23 protein-coding genes are annotated in these 22,844 nt (G+C 62.5%); 6 read left to right on the top strand and 17 right to left on the bottom strand.

What is annotated here, in order from left to right:
• Positions 1-19 precede the first annotated feature (19 nt).
• The 5 genes from DNK10_RS01225 to DNK10_RS26375 all read right to left on the bottom strand — a co-directional run bounded on the left by DNK10_RS01225 (position 20) and on the right by DNK10_RS26375 (position 3,898).
• Entirely contained in the window at positions 20-430 is a 411-nt protein-coding gene (locus DNK10_RS01225) for a SufE family protein (protein ID WP_131178942.1), read from the bottom strand.
• On the bottom strand, positions 427-1,632 hold the full coding sequence (locus DNK10_RS01220; protein ID WP_131190320.1) for an aminotransferase class V-fold PLP-dependent enzyme: 1,206 nt from the start codon (positions 1,630-1,632) through the stop codon (positions 427-429). Before DNK10_RS01220 ends, DNK10_RS01225 begins: the two co-directional genes overlap by 4 nt.
• Before the next feature lie 71 nt (positions 1,633-1,703).
• Positions 1,704-2,738, bottom strand: a complete 1,035-nt coding sequence (gene dapD / locus DNK10_RS01215; RefSeq protein WP_131190319.1) for a 2,3,4,5-tetrahydropyridine-2,6-dicarboxylate N-succinyltransferase — start codon at positions 2,736-2,738, stop codon at positions 1,704-1,706.
• A 39-nt stretch (positions 2,739-2,777) separates the two neighbouring features.
• Positions 2,778-3,125, bottom strand: coding sequence for an ArsC family reductase (locus DNK10_RS01210; protein WP_131190318.1), 348 nt, complete (start codon positions 3,123-3,125; stop codon positions 2,778-2,780).
• A gap of 311 nt (positions 3,126-3,436) precedes the next feature.
• A complete protein-coding gene (locus DNK10_RS26375) occupies positions 3,437-3,898 on the bottom strand; it encodes a hypothetical protein (RefSeq protein ID WP_425273844.1) in 462 nt (153 codons plus the stop codon).
• On the opposite strand from DNK10_RS26375, the gene DNK10_RS26370 reads away from it, so the two are divergent.
• The 3 genes from DNK10_RS26370 to DNK10_RS01195 all read left to right on the top strand — a co-directional run bounded on the left by DNK10_RS26370 (position 3,779) and on the right by DNK10_RS01195 (position 6,885).
• A complete protein-coding gene (locus DNK10_RS26370) occupies positions 3,779-4,225 on the top strand; it encodes an HD domain-containing protein (protein ID WP_425273843.1) in 447 nt (148 codons plus the stop codon). The two genes, DNK10_RS26375 and DNK10_RS26370, sit on opposite strands and share 120 nt — an antisense overlap.
• A 46-nt stretch (positions 4,226-4,271) precedes the next feature.
• Positions 4,272-4,994, top strand: a complete 723-nt coding sequence (locus tag DNK10_RS01200; protein ID WP_131190317.1) for a hypothetical protein — start codon at positions 4,272-4,274, stop codon at positions 4,992-4,994.
• A 250-nt stretch (positions 4,995-5,244) separates the two neighbouring features.
• Entirely contained in the window at positions 5,245-6,885 is a 1,641-nt protein-coding gene (locus tag DNK10_RS01195; RefSeq protein WP_131190316.1) for a Na+/H+ antiporter, read from the top strand.
• A gap of 14 nt (positions 6,886-6,899) precedes the next feature.
• Here DNK10_RS01195 and DNK10_RS01190 read toward each other — a convergent pair whose 3' ends face one another.
• From DNK10_RS01190 to leuS, 6 genes are all read right to left on the bottom strand, one after another.
• Entirely contained in the window at positions 6,900-8,051 is a 1,152-nt protein-coding gene (locus DNK10_RS01190) for an acyl-CoA dehydrogenase family protein (protein ID WP_131190315.1), read from the bottom strand.
• A 161-nt stretch (positions 8,052-8,212) separates the two neighbouring features.
• A complete protein-coding gene (locus tag DNK10_RS01185; RefSeq protein WP_131178950.1) occupies positions 8,213-9,505 on the bottom strand; it encodes a lytic murein transglycosylase in 1,293 nt (430 codons plus the stop codon).
• 71 nt (positions 9,506-9,576) lie between these two features.
• Complete coding sequence (arfA, locus tag DNK10_RS01180; RefSeq protein ID WP_131178951.1) at positions 9,577-9,729, bottom strand: alternative ribosome rescue factor ArfA; 153 nt, start codon at positions 9,727-9,729, stop codon at positions 9,577-9,579.
• A gap of 86 nt (positions 9,730-9,815) precedes the next feature.
• Positions 9,816-10,850, bottom strand: a complete 1,035-nt coding sequence (gene holA, locus DNK10_RS01175; protein WP_131190314.1) for a DNA polymerase III subunit delta — start codon at positions 10,848-10,850, stop codon at positions 9,816-9,818.
• Between the two features lie 277 nt (positions 10,851-11,127).
• Positions 11,128-11,733, bottom strand: coding sequence for an LPS-assembly lipoprotein LptE (locus tag DNK10_RS01170; RefSeq protein ID WP_131190313.1), 606 nt, complete (start codon positions 11,731-11,733; stop codon positions 11,128-11,130).
• 114 nt (positions 11,734-11,847) lie between these two features.
• Entirely contained in the window at positions 11,848-14,454 is a 2,607-nt protein-coding gene (gene leuS, locus DNK10_RS01165) for a leucine--tRNA ligase (RefSeq protein WP_131190312.1), read from the bottom strand.
• Positions 14,455-14,633: 179 nt separating this feature from the next.
• Here leuS and DNK10_RS01160 point away from each other — a divergent pair, with 179 nt between their 5' ends.
• A complete protein-coding gene (locus DNK10_RS01160; protein WP_131178955.1) occupies positions 14,634-14,975 on the top strand; it encodes a hypothetical protein in 342 nt (113 codons plus the stop codon).
• Positions 14,976-15,092: 117 nt separating this feature from the next.
• The gene (locus DNK10_RS01155) at positions 15,093-15,857 is read left to right on the top strand and encodes a YdcF family protein (RefSeq protein WP_131190311.1); all 765 of its coding nucleotides are present in this window, start codon (positions 15,093-15,095) and stop codon (positions 15,855-15,857) included.
• A gap of 146 nt (positions 15,858-16,003) precedes the next feature.
• On the opposite strand, the gene lnt is transcribed toward DNK10_RS01155, so the two are convergent.
• The 5 genes from lnt to miaB form a co-directional block, all read right to left on the bottom strand.
• Positions 16,004-17,521 carry an apolipoprotein N-acyltransferase gene (gene lnt, locus DNK10_RS01150; RefSeq protein ID WP_131190310.1) on the bottom strand — a complete coding sequence of 506 codons (1,518 nt, stop codon included), beginning with the start codon at positions 17,519-17,521 and terminating at the stop codon, positions 16,004-16,006.
• A gap of 61 nt (positions 17,522-17,582) precedes the next feature.
• Positions 17,583-18,419 carry an HlyC/CorC family transporter gene (locus DNK10_RS01145; RefSeq protein ID WP_131180879.1) on the bottom strand — a complete coding sequence of 279 codons (837 nt, stop codon included), beginning with the start codon at positions 18,417-18,419 and terminating at the stop codon, positions 17,583-17,585.
• 25 nt (positions 18,420-18,444) lie between these two features.
• Positions 18,445-18,903 carry an rRNA maturation RNase YbeY gene (gene ybeY, locus DNK10_RS01140; protein ID WP_131180878.1) on the bottom strand — a complete coding sequence of 153 codons (459 nt, stop codon included), beginning with the start codon at positions 18,901-18,903 and terminating at the stop codon, positions 18,445-18,447.
• Positions 18,900-19,919 (bottom strand): PhoH family protein, encoded by a 1,020-nt coding sequence (locus tag DNK10_RS01135; protein ID WP_131190309.1) that lies wholly within the window; start codon positions 19,917-19,919, stop codon positions 18,900-18,902. Before DNK10_RS01135 ends, ybeY begins: the two co-directional genes overlap by 4 nt.
• Positions 19,920-20,044: 125 nt before the next feature.
• Positions 20,045-21,379 (bottom strand): tRNA (N6-isopentenyl adenosine(37)-C2)-methylthiotransferase MiaB, encoded by a 1,335-nt coding sequence (gene miaB, locus DNK10_RS01130; RefSeq protein ID WP_131190308.1) that lies wholly within the window; start codon positions 21,377-21,379, stop codon positions 20,045-20,047.
• A gap of 222 nt (positions 21,380-21,601) precedes the next feature.
• Here miaB and DNK10_RS01125 point away from each other — a divergent pair, with 222 nt between their 5' ends.
• Positions 21,602-21,925: a DUF1820 family protein gene (locus DNK10_RS01125; RefSeq protein WP_070882209.1), complete on the top strand. Its 324-nt coding sequence runs from the start codon at positions 21,602-21,604 to the stop codon at positions 21,923-21,925.
• A 114-nt stretch (positions 21,926-22,039) separates the two neighbouring features.
• On the opposite strand, the gene DNK10_RS01120 is transcribed toward DNK10_RS01125, so the two are convergent.
• Positions 22,040-22,588 (bottom strand): tetratricopeptide repeat protein, encoded by a 549-nt coding sequence (locus DNK10_RS01120; protein ID WP_131190307.1) that lies wholly within the window; start codon positions 22,586-22,588, stop codon positions 22,040-22,042.
• Between the last annotated feature and the right edge of the window lie 256 nt (positions 22,589-22,844).

The raw sequence follows: 22,844 nt of genomic DNA, 5'->3' as shown, positions 1-22,844 counted from the left end.
CAGTTCTTGTTGCGTGAGGTCAGGTCTGTTCGGTCAGCCGACGCATCTGCTGCACGACGGCATTGAGACCATTGCTGCGTGACGGCGAAAGCTGGCGCGACAGGCCCAACTGCTCAAACCAGCCGGCGACATCCACGCTTGTCAGTGTCTGTGCATCCAGGCCATCAATGCGTACCAGCAGCAGAGCGAGCAGGCCGCGTAGCAGGCGTGCATCGCTGGATGCACGAAATACCCAGCGCCCGCCCAGTTGTTCGCCGACCAGCCAGACCTGGCTTTCGCAGCCGTTCACGCGATTCGCTTCGCTGCGCTCGGCTTCGTCGAGTGGCTCCAGGCGCTCGCCCCACTGCATCAGCAGTCGCGCTCGCTGTTCCCAGCCGGAGCAGGCAGCGAACGCATCGAGTGCTTCGCGGGCGCCGTCGGGGAGGTTCATCGCAGCAGCTCCAGGGCGTTGTCCAGTGCAGCGAAGAAACGCTGCAGGTCGCTTTCGTCGTTGTAGAGCCCCAGCGACACGCGAATGGCGCCGTTCACGCCCAGTCGTTGCAGCAACGGCATCGCGCAATGATGGCCGACCCGTACGGCGATGCCTTGCTCGGTGAGCAGGTGGGCGAGGTCGCCGCTGTGTATGCCGTCGATGGTAAAGCAGGCCAGTGCTGTTTGCGGTTCGCCGAGCAGGCGCACATCCTCGTAGCGTTGCAGGCCGGCCAGCAACATCTGGTGCAACGCGGCTTCGTGGGCGCTGACGGCATCGGCGTCGAGACTGTCGAGATAATCCAGGGTCGCGCCAAGGGCGATCACACCGGACACCGGTGGCGTGCCAGCCTCCAGACCAAGGGGGGCATGGCGGAAAGTGGCGGCGTGATAATTCGCCTGTTGCACCATTTCCCCACCGAACTGCCAGTGTTGCAGGCACTGCAGCGCACTACGCCGACCGTAGAGCAGGCCAACGCCATCCGGGCCATACAGCTTGTGGCTGGAGCAGACGTAGAAGTCGCAGCCCAGCGCCTGCATGTCCTGGCGACCATGCACGATGGCCTGGGCGCCATCCACGACCGTCAGTGCGCCCTGGTCGCGCGCCAGTTGTATCAGCGACTCCAGTGGCTGCCAGCGTCCCAATACATTGGACAGTTGGCTGACCGCGAGCAGCCGGGTTCTTGCGCCAATAAGCGTGGTGGCCTGTGGCAGGTCGATATCGCCGGCAGTCGTCAGCGGCAGTACCACCAGCCTGAGGGCCTTGCGCGCGGCCAGTTGCTGCCAGGGCAGCAGATTGGCGTGGTGTTCGGCGGAGCTGATGACGATTTCGTCGCCCGCGCTGAACAGGTGCTCCAGCCCATAGGCGAGCAGGTTCAGGGATTCGGTGGCGCCACGGGTGAAGACGATTTCTTCGGCGCTGGCGGCGTTCAGCCAGCGAGCCGCCTTGTCGCGGGTGTCTTCGAAGGCACGGGTGGCGCGTTCGCCGGGCAGATGCTGGGCACGGTGCACATTGGCTGCGCCGCCCGCGTAGTAGGCCAGCAGGGCATCCAGTACCGCTTGCGGTTTTTGCGCCGTGGCGGCGCTGTCGAGGTAGGTCTGGCTTTCGCTATCGAGAGCCAGCATGCCGGGAAAATCGGCGCGCCAAGGGGAAGTGAGAGCCATGAGCTTCAAGCTGCAAGCTGCAAGTCAGGGCTGCGGCTTGCAGCTTGTGGCTTGCAGCTTGGCGTTGCCTCTTAGTTATGAGCGTGCAGAGCTTCGTTCAGCTCGATGGCCGACTTGTTGGTCTTGCACTCTACCGCGCCGCTCTGCGAGTTGCGACGGAACAGCAGATCAGCCTGACCCGCCAGGTCACGACCCTTGACCACCTTGACCAGGTTGTTCTGGTCATCGAACAGGGCGATCTTGGTACCAGCGGTCACGTACAGGCCGGCTTCGACGATGTTGCGGTCGCCCAGCGGAATGCCGATGCCGGCGTTGGCGCCGATCAGGCAGCCTTCGCCCACGGAGATGACGATGTTGCCACCACCGGACAGGGTGCCCATGGTCGAACAGCCGCCGCCCAGATCCGAACCCTTGCCAACGAATACGCCCGCCGAGACGCGGCCTTCGATCATGCCCGGGCCAGCGGTGCCGGCGTTGAAGTTGACGAAACCTTCATGCATCACGGTGGTGCCTTCACCGATGTAGGCGCCCAGGCGGATACGTGCGCTGTCAGCGATACGTACGCCGGTCGGTACCACGTAGTCGGTCATTTTCGGGAACTTGTCCACCGAGAAGACTTCCAGCAGGTCGCCTTTCAGGCGTGCTTCCAGCTGGCGTTCGGTCAGTTCGGCCAAATCGACAGCGCCCTGGCTGGTCCAGGCGACGTTGGGCAGCAGCGGGAAGATGCCGGTCAGGTTCAGGCCGTGGGGCTTGACCAGACGATGCGACAGCAGGTGCAGCTTGAGGTAGGCCTCTGGGGTGCTGGTCAGGGTGGCGTCTTCGGCCAGCAGGGTGACGACCAGTGGCTTGGCGCTTTCCGCCAGACGGGTGAGCAGGGCGCTTTGAACGGCATCGATACCTTTCAGAGCACTGGCCAGCTCACCCGCTTGCTGGTTGGTGATTGCAATGGCCTGATTGCCGCCGCTGTAACCGAGCTTCTCGGCGACCTTGGCTACCAGTTCGGCGTTCGGGTTGAGCAGGGGCTGTGCGTAGAACACTTCCAGCCAGGTGCTTTGACGATTTTGAGTGCCGACCCCGAAGGCCAGGCTGAACAGCGTATTGGACATGGATTTTTCCTTGCAGCGAATTCGATTGAGGTGACGGTATCAGGCCAGTTCGGCGGCATAGCGCTCGGGTTTGAAGCCGACCAGCGTACGTGCGCCCAGATCCAGTACGGGACGCTTGATCATCGACGGTTGGGCCAGCATCAGTTCGATGGCTTTGGCCTGATCGAGATCGCTTTTCCGGGCGTCGTCGAGCTTGCGGAATGTGGTGCCGGCACGATTGAGGATGATTTCCCAGCCGTGCTCGTCACACCATTTCTGCAGGTTGCCGCGGTCGATACCGTCGGCCTTGTAATCGTGAAAGCGGTAAGCGATACCCTGCTCGTCGAGCCAGGTACGGGCCTTCTTCATGGTGTCGCAGGCCTTGATCCCATAAAGGACATTACTCATTGATTTTCCTCGGAAGGATTCCACTCGTCGAATCCTCCTCAATACCTTGTTAATACCGAGCGGTGGATTATGCCACGTCGACTCGGCTTGCGGCGCTGCTGTTGGGGGCGATCAAGTGATCGCGCCATGCAGGTGCAGAGTTGCATGCACTGTTTCGCAAGCAGGCTACGGGTTCCGCATGACATGCTCATAGCACCGGTTCGTCACATTAGCGGATTCCTACAATGACAAGCAGCCGTTGAGGCGCAGAGATGTCTTGCCGGGCTGCATATAGGGTGGCAGCTTGTACTCGGTCGCTTCTGCGGCAAGGCTTACGCCCTATTTACTGGGAGTGACAGATGAAAGGATTCTCCGGCCTGAGCGATCAAGCTCGCAGGTTGTGGGCAAAAAGTGGTGAGGGCTTCGGTCATGGTGTGCTGGCTCACCTTCTGGATGTCGCGGCGGTTGCCGGGCGCATGCTGGCCCATGAGCCAGGCAGTAGCCTCGATTGGGCAGCGCAGGCGCTGGGCGTTGAGCGAATGCATGTGGCGCGCTGGGTGGCCTGCCTGGTTGGTTTGCATGATTTTGGCAAAGCTATTCCCGGCTTTCAGGACAAGTGGTTCGAAGGGTGACAGGCTGATGAGGCGCTGGGCTTGCCGTTCCCGCCGCGTTCGCTGAGTGTCGCCGATCATGCCTGCGCCAGTGCAGCGCTGCTGTGGGAGCATCTGCCGCATCAGGACATTAGTCATCTGTTGTGGATACGGCACGCTTTGCAGGCCATCAGTGCTCATCATGGTTACAACTTCAACCAGACAGAGTTCAATCGCGCCATACCGTCGTTCGAGCCGCCAGCCTGGAGCGAGGCGCGTAAGGAAATCTTTGCCGCCTACTGGGCGGTGCCCGAGCCGTCAGGCACTCCGCAGCTCGAAGCCCTGTCGCAACCGGCGGTGCAGTGGCTGGCCGGGGAGCGGTGTGAGTCGCTGACCGAACATTATGCCGATGCGGGTGCGCGCGCCGACCGAGGGTCGCAAGCAATTGGCTGGAGGCCGCCGGGTAGAGGCAATCGCGTTCCGCCGTGTACCCGCTCAAGTTCTCGGAGGTGCTGCCGACACTCTGGGTAGGGGTACACTGTCGTGAGAGGAGGGAAGTGCGATGGAGAACGCTGGAATGTCCACCACGCTGTTGGCGTGGCAAGCCAAGGTCGCGTCCGCTGGGCAGGCGGCACAGCAGGGGCAATCGCCTCTGGTTCGCCACGACGCGCCGGCACCCGAGGCTTCGGTGATCTACCATCTGAGCTCGGAAGACCCTGTCGATCGCGGCGATTTCGACGTGTATCAGAAGACGGGACGTCCCGCGTCCAACTATGCGACCCGCGCCGAACCGGTCGTATTGGCCGAACTCGGAGCCGTCCAAACTTCCTTGGCATCAGCCTACACGGACTTTCAGAAGGCACTGGCTGCGACTGACCCTGACCTTGCCGAGAAGAGCTTTGGTTTCAGTGTCGGTCAGGATGGTCGTCTGGTTGCCGTCAATGCGGGTTCATTGAGTCAAGATCAGATCCAGCGCCTGGAAACGGCGCTGAATGCTTCTTCTAGGCTTGTGAAAGCCGCCAACAGCTTTGCAAGGCTGAGCATGGAGTTCGTGGCCGCCAGCGCGGTATATGAGTACGGCAAGTTCCATCTGGATCTGGACAACTACGCCAGTACGATCGACCTTGGCCGGGTACTTGGCGTTGGCGCTCAGTCCGGACAGGATCGTTTCAACGGTCAGTGGGACATCCAGTTGTGGCGCAACGGTGAGAAGCGCTACGACGGTTGGGAAAAGCTCGTGGATGGGCAGTGGGTCGATGCACCCGAGTATCAGCCCCAGTCCGTCGTTGCTTACAGATGAAGGCAGTGCCGGCTTGATGCCGGCACTGCGGGTGTCCTGAGGCTCAGGAGGGGGTGCTGCTGATCAGCGATTAGCTGCATAGGTGGCCGAACGTGACGTAGTGTTCCCCGCGCCAGCGGGGACGAATCGATAGTAAGTCTCCAGATAGTGCGACCCTGGCTCGTCAGCCATATCTCTCTATGCTTGGTGCGTTAGAATGCATCGCTACCTACAAGTCATGCGGTCATGTTCGTAAAGGATTCCTTCCGTCATGCAGCTTCTCTACACCATTCTGATCATGTTGCTGGTGGTCAGTGGCACCCGTATCAGCGCCCAGTTCATTCCCTTGCCGCTACCGATCCTGCAGATTCTGATCGGTGCGCTCTTGGCGATTCCGGTGCTGGGGCTGCATGTGCGGCTCGACCCCGAGCTGTTCCTCCTGTTGTTCATCCCGCCACTGCTGTTCGTCGATGGCTGGCGCATGCCCAAGGGGCAGTTTCGCAAGTTGCGTACGCCGATCCTGTTTCTCGCCTTCGCCCTGGTGTTCTTCACCATTCTCGGTGCTGGTTATTTCATTCATTGGTTGCTGCCCCAGGTGCCGTTGGCAGCCTGCTTCGCGCTGGCGGCGGTGCTGTCGCCGACCGATGCGGTGGCGGTTTCGGCCATCGCCCATGGGCGCCTGCCCAGCACGCTGAACAATCTGCTGCAGGGCGAGGCACTGATGAACGATGCCTCGGGCCTGGTGGCCTTCAAGTTCGCCGTGGCGGCGACGCTGACGGGTGTGTTTTCCCTCGGCGATGCCAGTGTGCAGTTCGTCCTGGTGGCCATCGGCGGGCTGCTGATCGGCATGGCACTGAGTTATCTGTTGGGCCACTTGCGGGCCTGGATGATCGCCCGTGGCTGGGAAGAACCGGCGCCCCATGTACTGCTGATGCTGTTGCTGCCTTTCGCTGCTTACGTGGCGGCCGAACACCTGGGGTTGTCGGGCATTCTCTCGGCGGTGGCGGCGGGGATGATGCAGAGCCGCCTCGACCTGCTGCCGCGGCAGACCACTACGCGACTGCTCAACCGCGGCGTGTGGGCCATGCTGGAGTTCACCTTCAATGGCCTGATATTTCTGCTGCTGGGCCTGCAGCTACCGGATATCCTCAAGGCCGCCGTCGGCGATCACGCCGATTCCTGGCAATTCCTGCTGCCGGCGCTGGGTTATGTGCTGGCGGTGTACGTCGTGTTGATGACGCTGCGCTTCGTGTGGGTCTACAGCTACTGGCGAACGTCCGGAATGTTGCGCCGCTGGCGGGGTAAGCCGACGCGTTTCGCCGGGCAATCCCGTCTTGCTCTGACTGCGGTGCTGACGCTCGGTGGCGTGCGCGGCGCAGTGACCCTCGCCGGTGTAATGTCGCTGCCGCTGCTGCTCAACAATGGTCAGGATTTTCCCGAGCGCGATCTGCTGATCCTTATCGCCGCCGGAGTGATTCTGCTATCGCTGCTGATTGCCAGTGTCGCCTTGCCGAGGATTCTGCCGCTGTTGCCTCAGGACAACGTGGCGCGTCAGGAAAGCGAACTCAATCGTCACCGCGCGCAGGTGCTGCAGGCCGCCATTCTCAGCCTGGAAGCCGACGACGAAAAGGCGGCGAATGCCGAAGGCGTGATCGCCATTGCCGAGATCAGGGCCAAGCTGATGAGCGAATACCGCGACCTGCTCGAACGCACCCGCACGCGCGGTGCGGAAGAGTCGCGCGAGTATCAGCGCCAGGCCGACCAGCTGGAATACCGCATGCGACTCCAGGCGCTGCGCACTCAGCGCCTGGAGCTGTACCGGATGCGCAAGGAGAACCAATTGGACGATGACATGCTGGCGGAAATCCTCCGCGACCTGGACAACGCCGAGGCGCGCCTGCTCAAGGGCTGATCGCTCGTTTCCTGCTAGAGCGCATAGTGCTTCAGCTCACGGGCGATCACCAGGCGCTGGATCTCGCTGCTACCTTCATAGATCTGGGTAATGCGTGCATCCCGGTAATAGCGCTGCACCGGGAAGTCCTCAAGATAACCGTAACCGCCGTGAACCTGCAGTGCCTTGGAACAAACACGCTCGGCCATTTCCGAGGCGAACAGTTTGGCCTGGGAGGCTTCCGACAGGCACGGCTGGCCAGCACTGCGCAGGCGTGCGGCGTGCAGGGTCAGCAGGCGTGCGGCGTTGATCTGGGTGTGCATGTCGGCGAGCAGATTGGCGATGCTCTGATGCTCGCCGATGGGCTTGTCGAACTGCACCCGCTCGCGGGAGTAGAGCAGGGCCGCTTCGAAGGCGGCACGGGCGATGCCGACGGCCTGGGCGGCAATGCCGATGCGTCCGCCTTCGAGGTTGGAGAGGGCTATGCCCAGGCCTTTGCCGCGCTCGCCGAGCAGGTTCTGCGCAGGGATGCTGCAGTCTTCCAGGGTGATGGCACAGGTATCCGAAGCGCGAATACCCATCTTGTGTTCGCTGCGTTCGATGCGGAAACCGGGGGTATTGGTCGGTACCAGAAAGGCGGAGATGCCCTGTTTTCCAAACGCGGCATCGGTGACGGCGAAGACGATGGCCAGGCCGGCGCGTCGGCCATTGCTGACGAACTGCTTGGCGCCATTGAGTACCCAGCGGTCGTCGTGCAGCTCGGCGCGGGTGCGCAGGTTATGGGCTTCGGAGCCGGCCTGTGGCTCGGTCAGGCAGAAACAGCCGATCACTTCACCGCTGGCCAGGCGCGGCAGCCAATCGTTCTTCTGTGCATCACTGCCATAGTTGAGCAGGGGGCCACAGCCCACCGAGTTGTGCACGCTCATCAGGGTGCCGGTGGCGGCATCGGCGGCGGAGACTTCCTCCACGGCCAGGGCATAGGCCACATAGTCGAGGTAACTGCCGCCCCAGGTGTCCGGTACTATCATCCCCAGCAGGCCCATGTCGCCCATCTGGGCGACTACCGCATCATCGATCCAGCAGGCCTTTTCCCATTCCTGAGCGTGCGGAGCGATGGCACGCCGGGCGAACTGCCGGGTGCAGTCGCGGATCATGCGTTGTTCTTCGTCTAGTTCGATGTCGTGCATAGCGACCTCTCTGTTGTCATTGGCCCGAGCCGGATCACGGCAGGTGGGCAGGTGCGGCTACCACGGATCGCGTGGCAGGCTGACTACAGAGTCGCCCAGGAACGGGCTAATCGCAAACGCAAGAACGCGCGCGGTGACGGTCGTCACCGCGCTGGAGGGGATCAGTTCTGCTGGCGCAACTGCTCGAGCAGGTTGCTGTCCGGATACCCATCGGCCGGCCAGCCCAGGTGCAGCTGGAAGGCGCGAATCGCCTTGCGCGTGTTGGCGCCGATGATGCCATCCGCGTGGCCGGAGTCGAAGCCTCGGGCGCTCAAGCGCTCCTGCAGTTCGACGCGTTCGCTGCGGCCCAACTGCCGATCACCTTCCGGCCAGGTGCCTTGAATGCCATTGCCACCACGCAGGCTGTCGGACAGCAGGCCTATCGCCAGCGCATAGGACGTGGAGTTGTTGTAGCGCAGGATGCTGCGGAAGTTGCCGAGCAGCAGGAAGGCCGGCCCGCGATGCCCGGCGGGCAGCAGCAGGGTAGCGCTGGCATCGTCACGCGGGGTTCTCAGCGGCTGGCCTACGGGGTGAATGCCAAGGGCGCGCCATTCGCTCAGGCTACGGCGCACCTCCGGGTCGGCCAGGGCGTAATCGAAGCCTTGCGGTAGCTGCACTTCGAAACCCCAGGGCTGGCGTAGTTGCCAGTTGGAGCCTTGTAGGTAGTGGGCCGCCGAGGCCAGCGCGTCGGCAGAGGATGTCCACACGTCGCGCTTGCCATCGCCGTCGAAGTCCACGGCGTGTTCGTTATAGGTGGTGGGCATGAACTGGGTCTGGCCCATGGCGCCGGCCCAGGAACCGACCAGGCTTTCCGGAGCGATATCACCGTGCTGGAGAATCTGCAGGACGGCCAGCAACTGGCTGCGCCAGAAAGCCTGGCGACGACCTTCGTAGGCCAGGGTCGCCAGGGAGCGCACCACGTTGTGGCTGCCGATGTTGCTGCCGAAGTTGCTTTCCAGGCCCCAGATGGCGACCAGCGTTTCCGCGTCGACGCCATAGCGCTGTTCGATCTGGTTGAGCATGGCGCGGTTCTGCGTCAGCAGGATGCGGCCACGGGCGACGCGGCTGGGGGAAACGGCCCCTTTCAGGTATTCCCATACCGGGCGGCTGAACTCTGGCTGGCTGCTGTCGGCCTTGACCACATCGGGGTTCGGGACGACGCCCGCGAAAGCGCGGTCGAACAGGGTCGGGCTGATACCGGCGGCCATCGCGTCGCTGCGCAGCAGGTCACGCCATTGTTCGAAGCTCAGTTGCTCCTGAACGGGTTGGGTGAACGCGGTATTGATCGAGGTATTGCTCTGCGGGGTGCTCGGGGCCGCCAGGGGCTGGGCAGGGGCATCGGCACAGGCCGTGAGCAGGAGCAGGAAGCTGGCCGCAGCTGTGGCTGGCAGGCCGCGAATGAACAGGTTGGGCATGGTCATCTCAACACGTTTTGCAGGCGAACACCTTAGCACGGATGAGCAGGAATGCGGGCTGGGCGAGGTTTTCAAGCCACCATAAATGAAGAAGCCTCCCAGTTTTGCTGGGAGGCTTGGCGACGGTAGCTGCCTTTTCCTTTGCCGGGACGTTCCTGGCGTGAGCGGAACAGTGGCTGGGCGACGATGGATTTGGCCTTGTTCGGGCGTGCTTTCTTGCTCATGGCATGTCCTCGATCAGTGCTCGCGCCGGTGCGAGCGGTAGAAATCATGCGCCGCTCGGGTGGCGATGTCCACATTTGATGCAGGCTTAGGAACCGAGCTTCAGGCGCTGGCCGGCCATCATCAACACCAGGCGCGACAGGCTGGCCCAGGGATCGCCGGCTGCCTGGCCTTTGACCTGGGCATCGATCTGCTGGGCATCCATCAACAACGCATTCCAGCGCGCCGACGAGTGGCGCTGCAGAGCTTTGCTGACCAGCGGACGGCGCTTGTCCCAGACGGGTGGCCGCGCCGAGGCGAAGGCCTTGTCCAGCGGTACGCCCTGGCTGAACTGGTAGGAAAGATTGGCCAGTTGGCGCAGCTCGCGAGCCAGCATGACCACGATGAACAGCGACTCCTGACCCTCGCCGCGCAAACCATCGAGCATGCGCAAGGCATGGGCGGCTTCGCCGTTGAGGATGGCGTCGATCAGACCGAAAACGTCATAACGGGCGCTGTCGGCAACCGCCGCCTGCACCGTGCCGGCATCGATCTGCTGGCCGTCGGCGAGTAGCTTGAGCTTCTCGATCTCCTGGGCGGCGGCCAGCAGGTTGCCTTCTACCCGGGCGGCGATCAGATCCACCGCGTCGGCGGTGGCGTTCATGCCGCCCTGTGCCAGGCGCTGGCGAATCCACTGCGGCAGCTGATTGGCGTCCACCGGCCAGATTTGCACGAACTGGCAATGCGGGCCGTCGATCAGGGCCTTGGCCCACTTGGTTTTCTGCGCGCTGCCGTCGAGTTTGGGCAGGCTGATCAGTAACAAGGTGTCTTCCGGCGGTCGGCCGAGGTATTCGATGATCGCTGCAGCACCTTTGTCGCCGGGCTTGCCGTTTGGAATACGCAGCTCGATGACACGTTTCTCGGCGAACAGCGACATGCTGGCGCCGGCTTCATAAAGCATGCCCCAGTCGAAGTTGGCTTCGGCGTGAAACACCTCGCGCTCGCTGAAGCCTTGGGTGCGGCTGGCGTTGCGAATGGCGTCGGCGGCTTCCTGGCACAGCAGCGCTTCGTCGCCGCAGACCACGTAGACGGGAGCCAGGGATCCCTGAAGATGTTTGCCGAGTTGGGCGGGGGCGAGTTTCATGAGTTTCTAACCTGAGGGCCGAAGGAGCGACCCCATCCGTCTTAGAGCCTGTTCACGATTTTTCGACGAGCCTTCACGTGCAGTGGCAGCAAAGTGGCGGAAGCAGCCTGTCGTAGGGTGGACGACGCTTCACCCGTCCACCGCTCTGCAATCGCAATGGTGGATGAAAAGAGCGTCATCCACCCTACGGGGTGAGCGTCCGCTTCCGCCTTATTGCCGTCGATCCATAGGGATACGGGTTCTCTTTGCCAAGTACACCAAGATCGTGAACCGGTTCTTATTGAACCGGCAGTTCGATGGGGGACTGCTGCGGCTGGGCGGCTTCACGCTGACGTGCGGCCTCCAGGGCGTCTGCTTCTGCCTTGGCCTTGGCTTCGGCGGTTTGTTGCAGGGCGTCGAGTTGATCCGGGGTGATCTGCTGCAGGCGCTGGGCCAGTTGCTGCACCAGGTCGCGGCGCATTTCCGTACGCAACTGAGCCGACTCCTGATCATTGCTGATCAGGTTGTTGGAGTCCTGCACGTAGTAGCTCTGCACTTCCAGTTGGTTGCTCATCAGCAGCAGGTCTTTGCTGCCGCGGATTTCGTAATCCAGGGTCAGGGTACGCTCGTATTCAACGCTGCGAGCAGAGCTGGTGTAGCTGGCGGAGCGCTGTTTTTCCTGCTCGTTGGCCAGGTACAGCTTGTAGGCGGCGCCCGGGAATACGCGCACGCCGTTGTTTTCCAGTACTTCACGAACGTCACGTACGGTTTCGCCGTAGCTGTCGCGGGCGCTGACCTCGAGTTCGTCGAGGGCGAACTGCACGTCACCGGTGCCGCGCAGCTGGAAGCCACATGCGCCGAGCAGGCCTGCCAGGCCGATTACCAACAGATTGCGCTTGATCATCTCGTTATCCCCTTGTCCTGCCGGCTCCGCTGGCCGGCATGGGCAGGCACGGGTGCCTGCGTTACCGATACGTTGACCCGGTGTCGGCAGCACGCCGACACCTCACTTGTCGCCTCAGTTGGCGACGATGTTGACCAGCTTGCCAGGCACCACGATGACCTTGCGGATCGTCAGCCCTTCGGTGAAGCGTTGTACGTTTTCGTTGCTGCGGGCAGCCGCTTCGACCGCTTCGCGGCTGGCGTCGGCCGGCACGTCGATCTGACCGCGCAGCTTGCCGTTGACCTGAATCACCAGTTGCAGGCTGTCCTGCACCAGGGCCGATTCGTCCACGACGGGCCAGGCGGCGTCGATGATCGCTTCCTCGTGACCCAGTTCCTGCCACAGCTCATGGCTGATATGCGGGGTGATCGGGGCGAGCAGCAGGGCGACGGTTTCCAGACCTTCCTGGAGCAGGGCGCGCTGTTGATCGTTGTCCTGAGGGGCCTTTTCCAGCACGTTCATCAGGGCCATCACCTGGGCGATGGCGGTGTTGAACTTGTGGTGCTGGCCGACATCCTGAGTGGCCTGCTTGATCGCCAGGTGGATGGCGCGGCGAACACCCTTGCCGGCGTCGTCCAGTTTGGCGATATCCAGCACCCCCGGCAGGCCCTGGCTGACGTGGCCGTGGGCCAGACGCCAGACGCGGCGCAGGAAGCGGCTGGCGCCTTCGACGCCGGAGTCCGACCACTCCAGGCTCATGTCAGGCGGCGAAGCGAACATCATGAACAGGCGGCAGGTGTCAGCGCCGTACTGATCGATCATGGTCTGCGGGTCGATGCCGTTTTTCTTCGACTTCGACATCTTCTCGGTACCGCCGATTTCGACTGGCAGGCCGTCGCTGGTCAGCGTGGCGGCGATGACCTTGGCCTTGGCGTCGCGCTCCAGGGTTACGTCGGCAGGGTTGATCCAGGTCTTCTTGCCGTTGGCTTCCATGCGGAAGTAGGTCTCGGCGTTGACCATGCCCTGGGTCAGCAGATTCTTGAACGGCTCGTTGGAGGTCACCAGACCTTCGTCGCGCATCAGCTTGTGGAAGAAGCGCGCGTAGAGCAGGTGCAGAATCGCGTGTTCGATACCACCGATATATTGATCCACCGGCAGCCAGTGGTTGGCCGCGTTTGGCTCGACAAGGCCGCCCTCGTAATGCGGGGAGGCGTAGCGGGCGTAATACCAGGACGATTCGACGAACGTGTCCATGGTGTCGGTTTCACGTTTGGCTGGCGCGCCACACTTCGGACAACTGCAAGCGTAGAACTCCGGCATGCGTGCCAGGGGCGAGCCGGCGCCATCGGGCACCACGTCTTCGGGCAGTACCACCGGCAGTTGATCTTCCGGCACCGGCACGTCACCGCAGCTATCGCAGTGGATGATCGGGATCGGGCAGCCCCAGTAGCGTTGGCGGCTGATGCCCCAGTCGCGCAGGCGGAACTGGGTGCGCGAGGCGCCGAGTTTCTTCTTCAGCAGAGCGACTTCGATGGCGTCGAACGCGCCGGCGAAATCCAGGCCGTCGAATTCGCCGGAGTTGATCAGTTGGCCATGTTCGTTGTATGCGGCCTGCCAGGGTGCAGGCGTTTCGTCGCCGGCACTGGTGCGAACCACGGCCTTGATCGGCAACCCGTACTTGGTGGCGAACTCGAAGTCGCGCTCGTCGTGGGCGGGTACGGCCATGACCGCGCCATCGCCGTAGTGCATCAGCACGTAGTTGGCGACCCACACCGGCAGCTTCTCGCCGGTCAGCGGGTGCTCGACGAACAGCGGCGTCGGCATGCCGTGTTTTTCCTGGGTGGCAACGTCGGCCTCGGCCACGCTGCCGCTCTTGCATTCATCGATGAAGGCTTGCAACTCGGCATTGCCCTGCGCTGCGAGGGTAGCCAGAGGATGCTCGGCGGCCACCGCGACATAGGTCGCGCCCATCAGAGTGTCGGGGCGGGTGGTGAACACTTTCAGAGTGCCGGCTTCGCCGATCGATGTCTGATCGTAGGGGAACTGCACTTCCATGCCGCGGGATTTGCCGATCCAGTTGCGCTGCATGGTCTTGACCTGTTCCGGCCAGCCATCCAGTTCATCCAGGCTGCTCAAGAGCTCATCCGCGTAGGCGGTGATCTTGAAGTAGTACATGGGGATCTCGCGCTTCTCGATCAGCGCGCCCGAGCGCCAGCCGCGACCGTCGATGACCTGCTCGTTGGCCAGTACGGTCTGGTCGACCGGATCCCAGTTCACGGTGCCGTTCTTGCGGTAGATCACGCCTTTTTCGAACAGGCGGGTGAACAGCCACTGCTCCCAGCGGTAGTAGTCCGGCTTGCAGGTGGTGATTTCACGCGACCAGTCGATGGCCAGGCCCAGGCTCTTGAGCTGGGTCTTCATGTAGTCGATGTTTTCGTACGTCCACTTGGCCGGTGCGACGTTGTTGTCGATGGCAGCGTTTTCCGCCGGCATGCCGAAGGCGTCCCAGCCCAACGGCTGCAGCACGTTCTTGCCCAGCATGCGCTGGTAACGGGAAATCACGTCACCGATGGTGTAGTTGCGCACGTGCCCCATGTGTAGCTTGCCGCTCGGGTAGGGGAACATCGACAGGCAATAGAACGTGTCCTTGCCGGGCTGTTCGCTGACTACAAAGGAGTTCTGCGAATCCCAGTGGGATTGCGCGGCGGCTTCGATTTCGCGTGGCTGATACTGTTCGTGCATGGCTACTTGCGCTAGGGAAAGGGGCTTTCGGGAAACGCCGTAGCATACATGACCCCCCTTGACGGAGGGAAACGCTGATTGCTCTGCCGGGCGTGGGCGTCGCCGTTTGTCGCGGTACCCGGCTCGTCCCGGGCTGAGCGCTAAGCTCATTTGTAGGGCGTCCTACCCGGAGGTGTGCGATGGAGCATTTAGCAAGTATCGATGACGAGACGGATCCCTACGGGCGTTTACTGCGCCGGCTGACTTGCGCCCTTGATGAAGCCAGCAGCCTTGCGCGTCTGTCCGACGAGCCTCCCGGTGAAATGGAGGTGCGCGGTTTGTCCGCTGCCGAGCTGGCATTGATCGCGGCCTATCTGGCCAACGATCACGATTGGCTGAAGGGCTGGCATGCCACGGCTGCGCAGCAGTATTGGTCAGGTGTGGTGCCTTCGGAGCCTGTGCAGCCACCGTTCGAACGCCATTCGATCCTCTCTGCTGGGCAGTGGTGGCACTCATCTGCTTCGGTTCTTCCCGAAATATGACGTGCGGGGCAGCGCGGAGAGATGGCGAGCAGGTTTGGTCTTCTAACTCAAAAGCGGCTCGGCTTGTGCTGCAGCCGCAACAGACCCTAGGCTTCGACCCTTTCCCGGAGGTGCTCGATGCCGCTTCGCTACATGCTCAAGCAATTCTTCATGCCGCCCGGCATTCTTCTGCTTCTGCTGGTGCTTGCCTGGTTCCTGCGGCGGCGCTTTCCGCGGCTGGCGGCAGGCTGTTTCGCGATTGGACTAGGTGGCCTGTGGTTGATGAGCCTGCCGGTGGCGGTGGAATGGATGGCGCGGCTGATCGAACGTGAGCCGGCACTGGCCCAGGAACAATGGGCCGAGTTGGCTCAGCGTGCTGATGTCATCATCGTCCTGGGCGGCGGGCGGGATTCCGCAGATCCGGCCTGGGGCGGTGACCAACCCAGTGCGATGGCGCTGGAACGTACCCGCTATGCGGCGCGTCTGGCCAAGGCTTCCGGCCTGCCGGTACTGACCACGGGCGGACTGCATTTCGGTCGGCCGCCGAGTGAGGCGGCGCTGATGGCCGAGGTGATGAGCGAGGACATGGGTGTCGAGGTGCGCTGGCAGGAAGAACGCAGCCGCACCACTTGGGAAAACGCAGTGGAAACCGCTGCCATGCTGCAGCCTGAAGGCATTCGCCGCGTGGTGCTGGTGACCCAGGCCTGGCACATGCCTCGCTCGCGCTGGAGTTTCGAGCAGGCCGGCTTCGAGGTGGTGGCGGCTCCGGTGGGCTTTATCGGTGTACCCAACGAACGTCCGTTAGGCGGCTGGCTGCCGGAGGGCAAAGCCTTCTGGCAGAGCACCTTGCTGCTCAATGAAGTGATTGGCGCACTGGCGTATCCGCTGGCGTATGGGCGTTAAGCCGATATTGGCGCAGATAAGGCGTAAGCAGACGTAGGGTGGACAACGCTCTTTTTGTCCACCATTGCGATTGTAGAGCGGTGGACGGGTGAAGCGTCGTCCACCCTACGAGAGGCCGCTTACGCCTTCTGGCCGCCGTTCAGCCGTTACGCCACGCCCTTGCGGCGTCGGGCCAAGGCCCAGCCCAGCAGCAGGGTGCACAGGATGATCAGCGGCCAGGAGCGCCACTGCAGGAACGGTGTCAGGTGCTGCATCGGCTGCACTTCCCCGTAGAGCGTGCCCTGTTCGAACTGCGGCAGGCGTTCGGTGATCTGGCCGAATGGGTCGATCAGCACGGTCACGCCGTTGTTGGTGGCACGGATCATCCAGCGGCCGGCTTCCAGGGCGCGCATCTGCGCCATCTGCAGGTGCTGCAGCGGGCCGATCGAGGTGCCGAACCAGGTGTCGTTGCTCACCGTCAGCAGCAGGGCGCTCTGCGCGGCGAGATTGGCGGCGAATTCCGGGTAGACCACTTCGTAGCAGATGAAGGTGGCAATCCGGTGCCCCTTGGCCTCCAGCAGCGGCTGATCATGCTCGCCGCGAGCGAAGTCGGACATCGGCAGGTCGAAGAAGGCGATCAGGCCGCGCAACACTTCCTGCAGGGGCACGTATTCACCGAAGGGCACCAGCCGTTGCTTGAGATAATCGCCGCTGCCCTGGCCGACCACGCTGACACCATTGTAGTAACGCAGCTCGCCGCGTTCGTTGGGCTGACGAATCGGCACGCCGGTGATCAGTGCGCTCTGGCGGTCGCTGGCGAAGCGATCCATCACGCTGAGGTAGCCGCTGGCCTGTTCCTTGAGCACCGGCACCGCGGTTTCCGGCCAGATCAGCAAGTCCGTCGGTTTGCTGCTGAAACTCATGTCGCGGTACAGCGCCAGTTGCGCGTTGAGCTGCGCCGGATCCCACTTGAGGTTCTGCTCCACGTTACCCTGAATCGCGGCGACGCTCAGTGGCTCGCCAGCGGGTGCCGTCCAGGCATGGCCTTTGAGCAGCGCACCGGCAAGCCAGGGCGCGATCAGCACCACGAGGGCTATGCCCAGTTGTGGCTTGTGTCGGTACAGGCGTGGCAGGTTGGCCAGCAGCGCGGCGCTCAGCGCCAGGGAGAAAGACAGCAGCCAGACTCCGCCCACGGGTGCCAGGCCGGCCAACGGGCCGTCAAGCTGGCTGTAGCCGGCGTAGAGCCAGGGAAACCCGGTGAGGAACCAGCCACGAAACGCTTCCTGGGCGACCCATAGAGCGGCGAATGCCAGAGCGTCGCTTGCCGGAGCTGCATCACGACGTAGAAATAGCGTCCACAGCCAGGCCGTCAGTGCGAAGAACAGGCCGAGTCCGGCGACGAAACCCAGGGTCAGAAACGCAGCCAGGGGCGGCGAAGCGGCGCCGTAATCGTGAATGCTCACGTACACCCAGCTGGTGCCAGAGGCGAACAGGCCGAAGCCGTACCACCAGCCGCGCCACGCTGCCTGGCGTGCTGTCAGGTCGCACAGGCCGCGGTAGAGCAGGGCGATCGACAGCAGCGCCAGCGGCCAGATGCCGTACGGTGCCAGGGCCAGGGTGGTCAGCGCGCCTGCCAGGAGGGCGATCAGGTTGCCGGGCCAGCCGGGGCGGAACAGTCGATTCATCAGGATGCTCGCGAGAGAGGAGGAGGCAGGCGCCCCACCAACGGCAGGGCGCTACAACACGTCAGCGGGCCAGTGGCGTCAGGCGCAGCAGGTGCACGCGGCGGCTGTCGGCGTTCAGCACGCGGAAACGGAACTCGCCGATCACCGTCACTTCGTTGCGCTTGGGCAGGTGGCCGAAGGCGCTCATCACCAGGCCGCCAACGGTGTCGAACTCGTCGTCGGAGAAGTCGGTGGTGAAGGCTTCGTTGAAGTGGTCGATGGGGGTCAGCGCCTTGACCAGGAAGTCGCCGCTGGGCAGCGGTTTGACGTAGCTGTCTTCCTCGACGTCGTGCTCGTCCTCGATGTCGCCGACGATCTGTTCGAGCACGTCTTCGATGGTCACCAGGCCGGCAACGCCGCCGTACTCGTCGATCACCACGGCCATGTGGTTGTGGTTGGCGCGGAACTCGCGCAGCAGCACGTTGAGGCGCTTGGACTCGGGCACGAAGGTGGCCGGGCGCAGCATGTCGCGGATGTTGAAGTCGGGTTGGTCGCCCAGCAGCAGCGGCAGCAGATCCTTGGCCAGGAGGATGCCGAGCACGTCATCGAGGGTCTCGCCGATCACTGGGTAGCGCGAGTGCGCCGCGTCGATGATCACCGGAAGGAATTCTTTCGGGGACTGGGTGGCCTTGATGGTGACCACCTGGGAGCGCGGCACCATGATGTCGCGAACCTGCAGGTCGGCGACCTGGATGGCGCCTTCGACGATGGCCAGGGCCTCGCTGTCGAGCAGTTTGTTCTGATGCGCATCGCGCAGGACTTCCAGCAGTTCCTGGCGGTTCTTCGGCTCATGAGCAAAAGCCTGGGTCAGCTTGTTCAGCCAGGACTTTTGCTCGTTGCTCGATCGGTCTTCGCTCATGGGGTTTTACTCGGGATCCTTGCTTCTATTCGTCGCCGGCATACGGGTCGGGATGACCCAGCTCGGCGAGCAATAATCGTTCCAGCGCTTCCATCTCCTCGGCTTCCTCATCATCGATGTGGTCGTAGCCGAGCAGGTGCAGGCAGCCGTGTATCACCAGATGCGCCCAGTGCGCCTCCAGTGTCTTGCCCTGTTCGATGGCTTCGCGCTCGACCACCGGTACGCAGATCACCAGGTCGCCAAGCAACGGGATATCCAGCAAATCATCAGGTACGTCAGCGGGAAAGGACAATACGTTGGTGGCGTAGTCCTTGTGTCGCCAGGTGTGGTTGAGTTCGCGGCCTTCGGCCTCGTCGACCAGGCGGATGGTCAGTTCCGAGTCTGCCGTGCGCTGACGCAGGGCCAGCTCACACCAGGCTTGAAAGGCGCCTGTCGCAGGCAGGTGGTCGCCAGTGCTGGCGACCTGCAGATCCAGCTCGATCATTTGTCGGCCCTGGCACCCGGGTCGTTGTCCGCCGGCCGGCGGTCGAAGGGCTGACGTTCGGCATCGAAGCGCTCGTAGGCCTCGACGATCCGCTGCACCAGCGGGTGGCGCACCACGTCCTTGGGCTTGAAGTGGGTGAAGCTGATGCCCGGTACGCCCTTGAGCACCTCGATCACATGAGTCAGGCCGCTCTTGGTGCCGCGCGGCAGGTCGACCTGAGTGATGTCGCCAGTGATCACCGCGGTGGAGCCAAAACCGATCCGGGTCAGGAACATCTTCATCTGCTCCATCGTGGTGTTCTGGCTCTCGTCGAGAATGATGAAGCTGTTGTTCAGGGTGCGGCCGCGCATGTAGGCCAGCGGTGCGACCTCGATCACCTGCTTCTCTATCAGCTTGGCGACCTGCTCGAAACCGAGCATTTCGTAGAGTGCGTCGTACAGCGGGCGCAGGTAGGGGTCGATCTTCTGCGACAGGTCGCCGGGCAGGAAACCGAGCTTCTCGCCAGCCTCGACTGCCGGACGCACCAGCAGGATGCGACGGATCTGCTCGCGCTCCAGGGCATCGACGGCGCAGGCCACGGCCAGGTAGGTCTTGCCGGTACCGGCCGGGCCGATGCCGAAGTTGATGTCGTGGTCGAGGATCGCCTTGACATAGAGCTGCTGGTTGGCGCCTCGCGGACGGATCATGCCCTTGCGGGTGCGCAGGGCGATGTTGCTATGGGCGCTGGGGTTGTTCAGTTCCTCGATACCCGACTCCTGCAGGAACAGGTGCACCATATCCGGCGACAGCTCGGTGTTGTCGGCTTCGCGATACAGGCGGCGCAGCAGGTTTTCGGCAGAGGTGGTCTGTTCTGGCTCGCCGAGCAGTTCGAACTGGTTACCGCGGTTGCGGATCTCGATACCCAGGCGTGATTCGATCAGGCGCAGATGTTCGTCGAATTGCCCACTGAGGTTGGCGAAGCGCTTGGCTTCAAAGGGTTCGAGGGTGAAGCGATGAGGTTCTATGGAAGTATTCAAAGTCGTATTTTGGCCGCCAGTCGGCTGAGTTGAAGGCAGAGAATAGCGCTAGCCGTCGCTGGGGGAAAGCGCAGCCGATGACCGCGCTGCGCTTGCTCTGGAGTGACCCTCGCTTCGCGGAAGGTTCAGTGGCGTTCGATCAGGGTGCCGCGCAAGGAATGCGGCATCGCTTCGTCGATGTGCACGTCGACGAACTGGCCGATCAGTCGTGGGTTGTCACACGGGAAGTTGACGTAGCGATTGTTCTCGGTGCGGCCCTGCAGCTTGCCCGGATCCTTTTTCGAGAAGTCGCTGACCAGGATGCGCTGCACGCTGCCAACCATGCGCCGGCTGTTTTCGAAGCCCTGCTGGTTGAGGCGGTTCTGCAGGATCTGCAGGCGCTGCTTCTTCACGTCGTCCGGGGTGTCGTCGACCAGGTCGGCCGCCGGGGTACCTGGGCGCGAGCTGTAGACGAAGGAGTAGGAGAAGTCGAAGCCGACGTCCTGCACCAGCTTCATGGTCTGCTCGAAGTCTTTCTCGGTTTCGCCGGGGAAGCCGATGATGAAGTCCGAACTGATGACGATGTCCGGCACTGCGGCCTTGAGCTTGCGGATGCGCGACTTGTATTCCAGTGCGGTGTGGTTGCGCTTCATCGCTGCGAGAATGCGGTCGGAGCCCGATTGCACCGGCAGATGGAGGAATTTCACCAGCTCCGGAATCTCGGCGTGGGCGCGGATCAGCGCATCGGAGAATTCCAGCGGGTGGCTGGTGGTGTAGCGGATACGGTCGATGCCATCGATGGCGGCCACCAGGTACAGCAGCTCGGCGAAATCGGCGATGCCGCCCTCACGGGTCGCACCGCGATAGCCGTTGACGTTCTGGCCAAGCAGGGTCACTTCACGCACGCCGTTTTCGGCCAGGTGGATGATCTCGCCCAGCACGTCGTCCAGCGGTCGGCTGACTTCTTCGCCGCGGGTGTAGGGCACCACGCAGAAGGTGCAGTACTTGCTGCAGCCTTCCATCACCGAGACGAAGGCGCTGGGGCCGTCGACCCGTGGCTCGGGCAGGCGGTCGAACTTCTCGATCTCGGGGAAGGAGATATCCACCTGGGCGATCTTGGTGCTGCGTGCGGCGTCGATCATCTCCGGCAGACGATGCAGGGTCTGCGGGCCGAACACCACGTCGACGTACGGGGCGCGGTCGCGAATTGCCGCGCCTTCCTGGCTGGCCACGCAGCCGCCGACACCGATCACCAGATCCGGGTTCTCCAGCTTCAGCTCACGCCAGCGGCCGAGTTGGGAGAATACTTTGTCTTGGGCTTTTTCGCGGATAGAGCAGGTATTGAGCAGGATGACGTCGGCGTCTTCCGGGCGATCGGTCACCTCCAGGGCCTGATGCTCGCCCAGCAGGTCGACCATGCGCGAGCTGTCGTACTCGTTCATCTGGCAACCGTGGGTTTCGATATAGAGCTTCTTGGTCATGGCGCTGCCTGGAATGATTGAAAAGTAGCGAAAGAAATTTTTAACGTCGCGTCAGCGACGGCCCGAAGGATGGCCGTTGATGGCTGGCCATAAAAATGACCGCGTATTATAGGGGGCTTGGCCGACCGAGGCCACAAGCTATGGACGGAGGGGCGACGCCGTAGCGGATAGCCGTGCTAAGATTCGCCCCCTTTTTTGTTATCTGCCAGCCAATCGTTACCCATGAGCAAGCGTGAACCGATCTACAAGGTGATTTTCCTCAACCAGGGCCAGGTGTACGAGATGTACGCCAAACAGATCTTCCAGAGCGATCTGTGGGGCTTTCTGGAAATAGAGGAATTCGTCTTTGGCGAACGCACCCAGGTCGTCGTCGACCCCAGCGAGGAAAAGCTCAAGGCTCAGTTCGATGGCGTGGTGCGCAGCTTCGTCCCCATGCATTCGATCGTGCGCATCGACGAGGTCGAGCGTCTGGGCACGCCGAAGATCAGCGAGGCCAAGGGCGGTGGCAACATCATGCCGTTCCCCATGCCGATGCCGGACAAGTGAGCGGCAAGCCTCAAGCTGCAAGCTGAGCGCTGTTGCCAAGGGCTAAAGTGATCGCCTTGCTGGATGGTTGTAGAGCCTGTAGAGAAGAATCACGGATGCTTTGCCTTGAAGCTTCTATTTCAGCGGTGCGAAGGGGGAGAGGCCGTCGGCGGCCTGCAGTTCCTGCAGGTAGTTGCGGAAGATCTGTCCCAGCACCTGGGTGGCCACTTCCAGCTCCGCTCTTGGCATTTGCAGTGACACTTCGTCAGCGCTGTCCATGGCCTCGTCCGAACCGTTGACCGCCGCCATCTTCAGCACGATATAGGCCTGCACGTTATTGGCGGCCACACCCTCGCCACGAAAGAACATCATGCCCAGGTGATATTGCGCTTGCGGGTGGCCCTGCAGCGATGCGCGCTCGAACCAGCTCAGTGCCTGAGGGAGATCGCGTTCGGTGGCTCTACCTTCGTAATAGAACTCGCCAAGCTCGTACTGCGCCTGGGAATTGCCGCCTTCGGCGCTTTGCTGGCAGGCCTGCAATGCATCGGGCAGGTCTTCAGGGGCGACGTTCAGCGAGCAACTGCCGGTCGCCGGGATCAGCAATGAGTTTCCGTCCGCCAGTGCAAGCAAGGGCAGCAGGAGCAACAGGCAGCCCAGAGACAGGGTGCGGCCGGTGCGCTTCATGAAGATCCGAATACCTCGAGGTGCTGACAGGGTGGATTCCTGGCGGAACAAATGCGTCCGCCATCACATTATGAAATAAGCCGCACCGTTCTTACAAAGTGTTTACCGGCTTTTCTGCCCCATTGTGGCGCGGCCGCGTCGCTGCTATCTGCAAATTACGCCCGATAGGGCTCAAATCGGCAGCTGACATACCCTATAGACGATCAATCGTGGTACTACAGGTTCCCCATTATGCGCGGCAATAAGCGCCTGCCGC

Source organism: Phytopseudomonas daroniae (assembly GCF_004327275.1).
In the GTDB taxonomy this organism is placed as follows: domain Bacteria; phylum Pseudomonadota; class Gammaproteobacteria; order Pseudomonadales; family Pseudomonadaceae; genus Aquipseudomonas; species Aquipseudomonas daroniae.
This window is presented reverse-complemented; position numbering and strand designations above follow the sequence as displayed.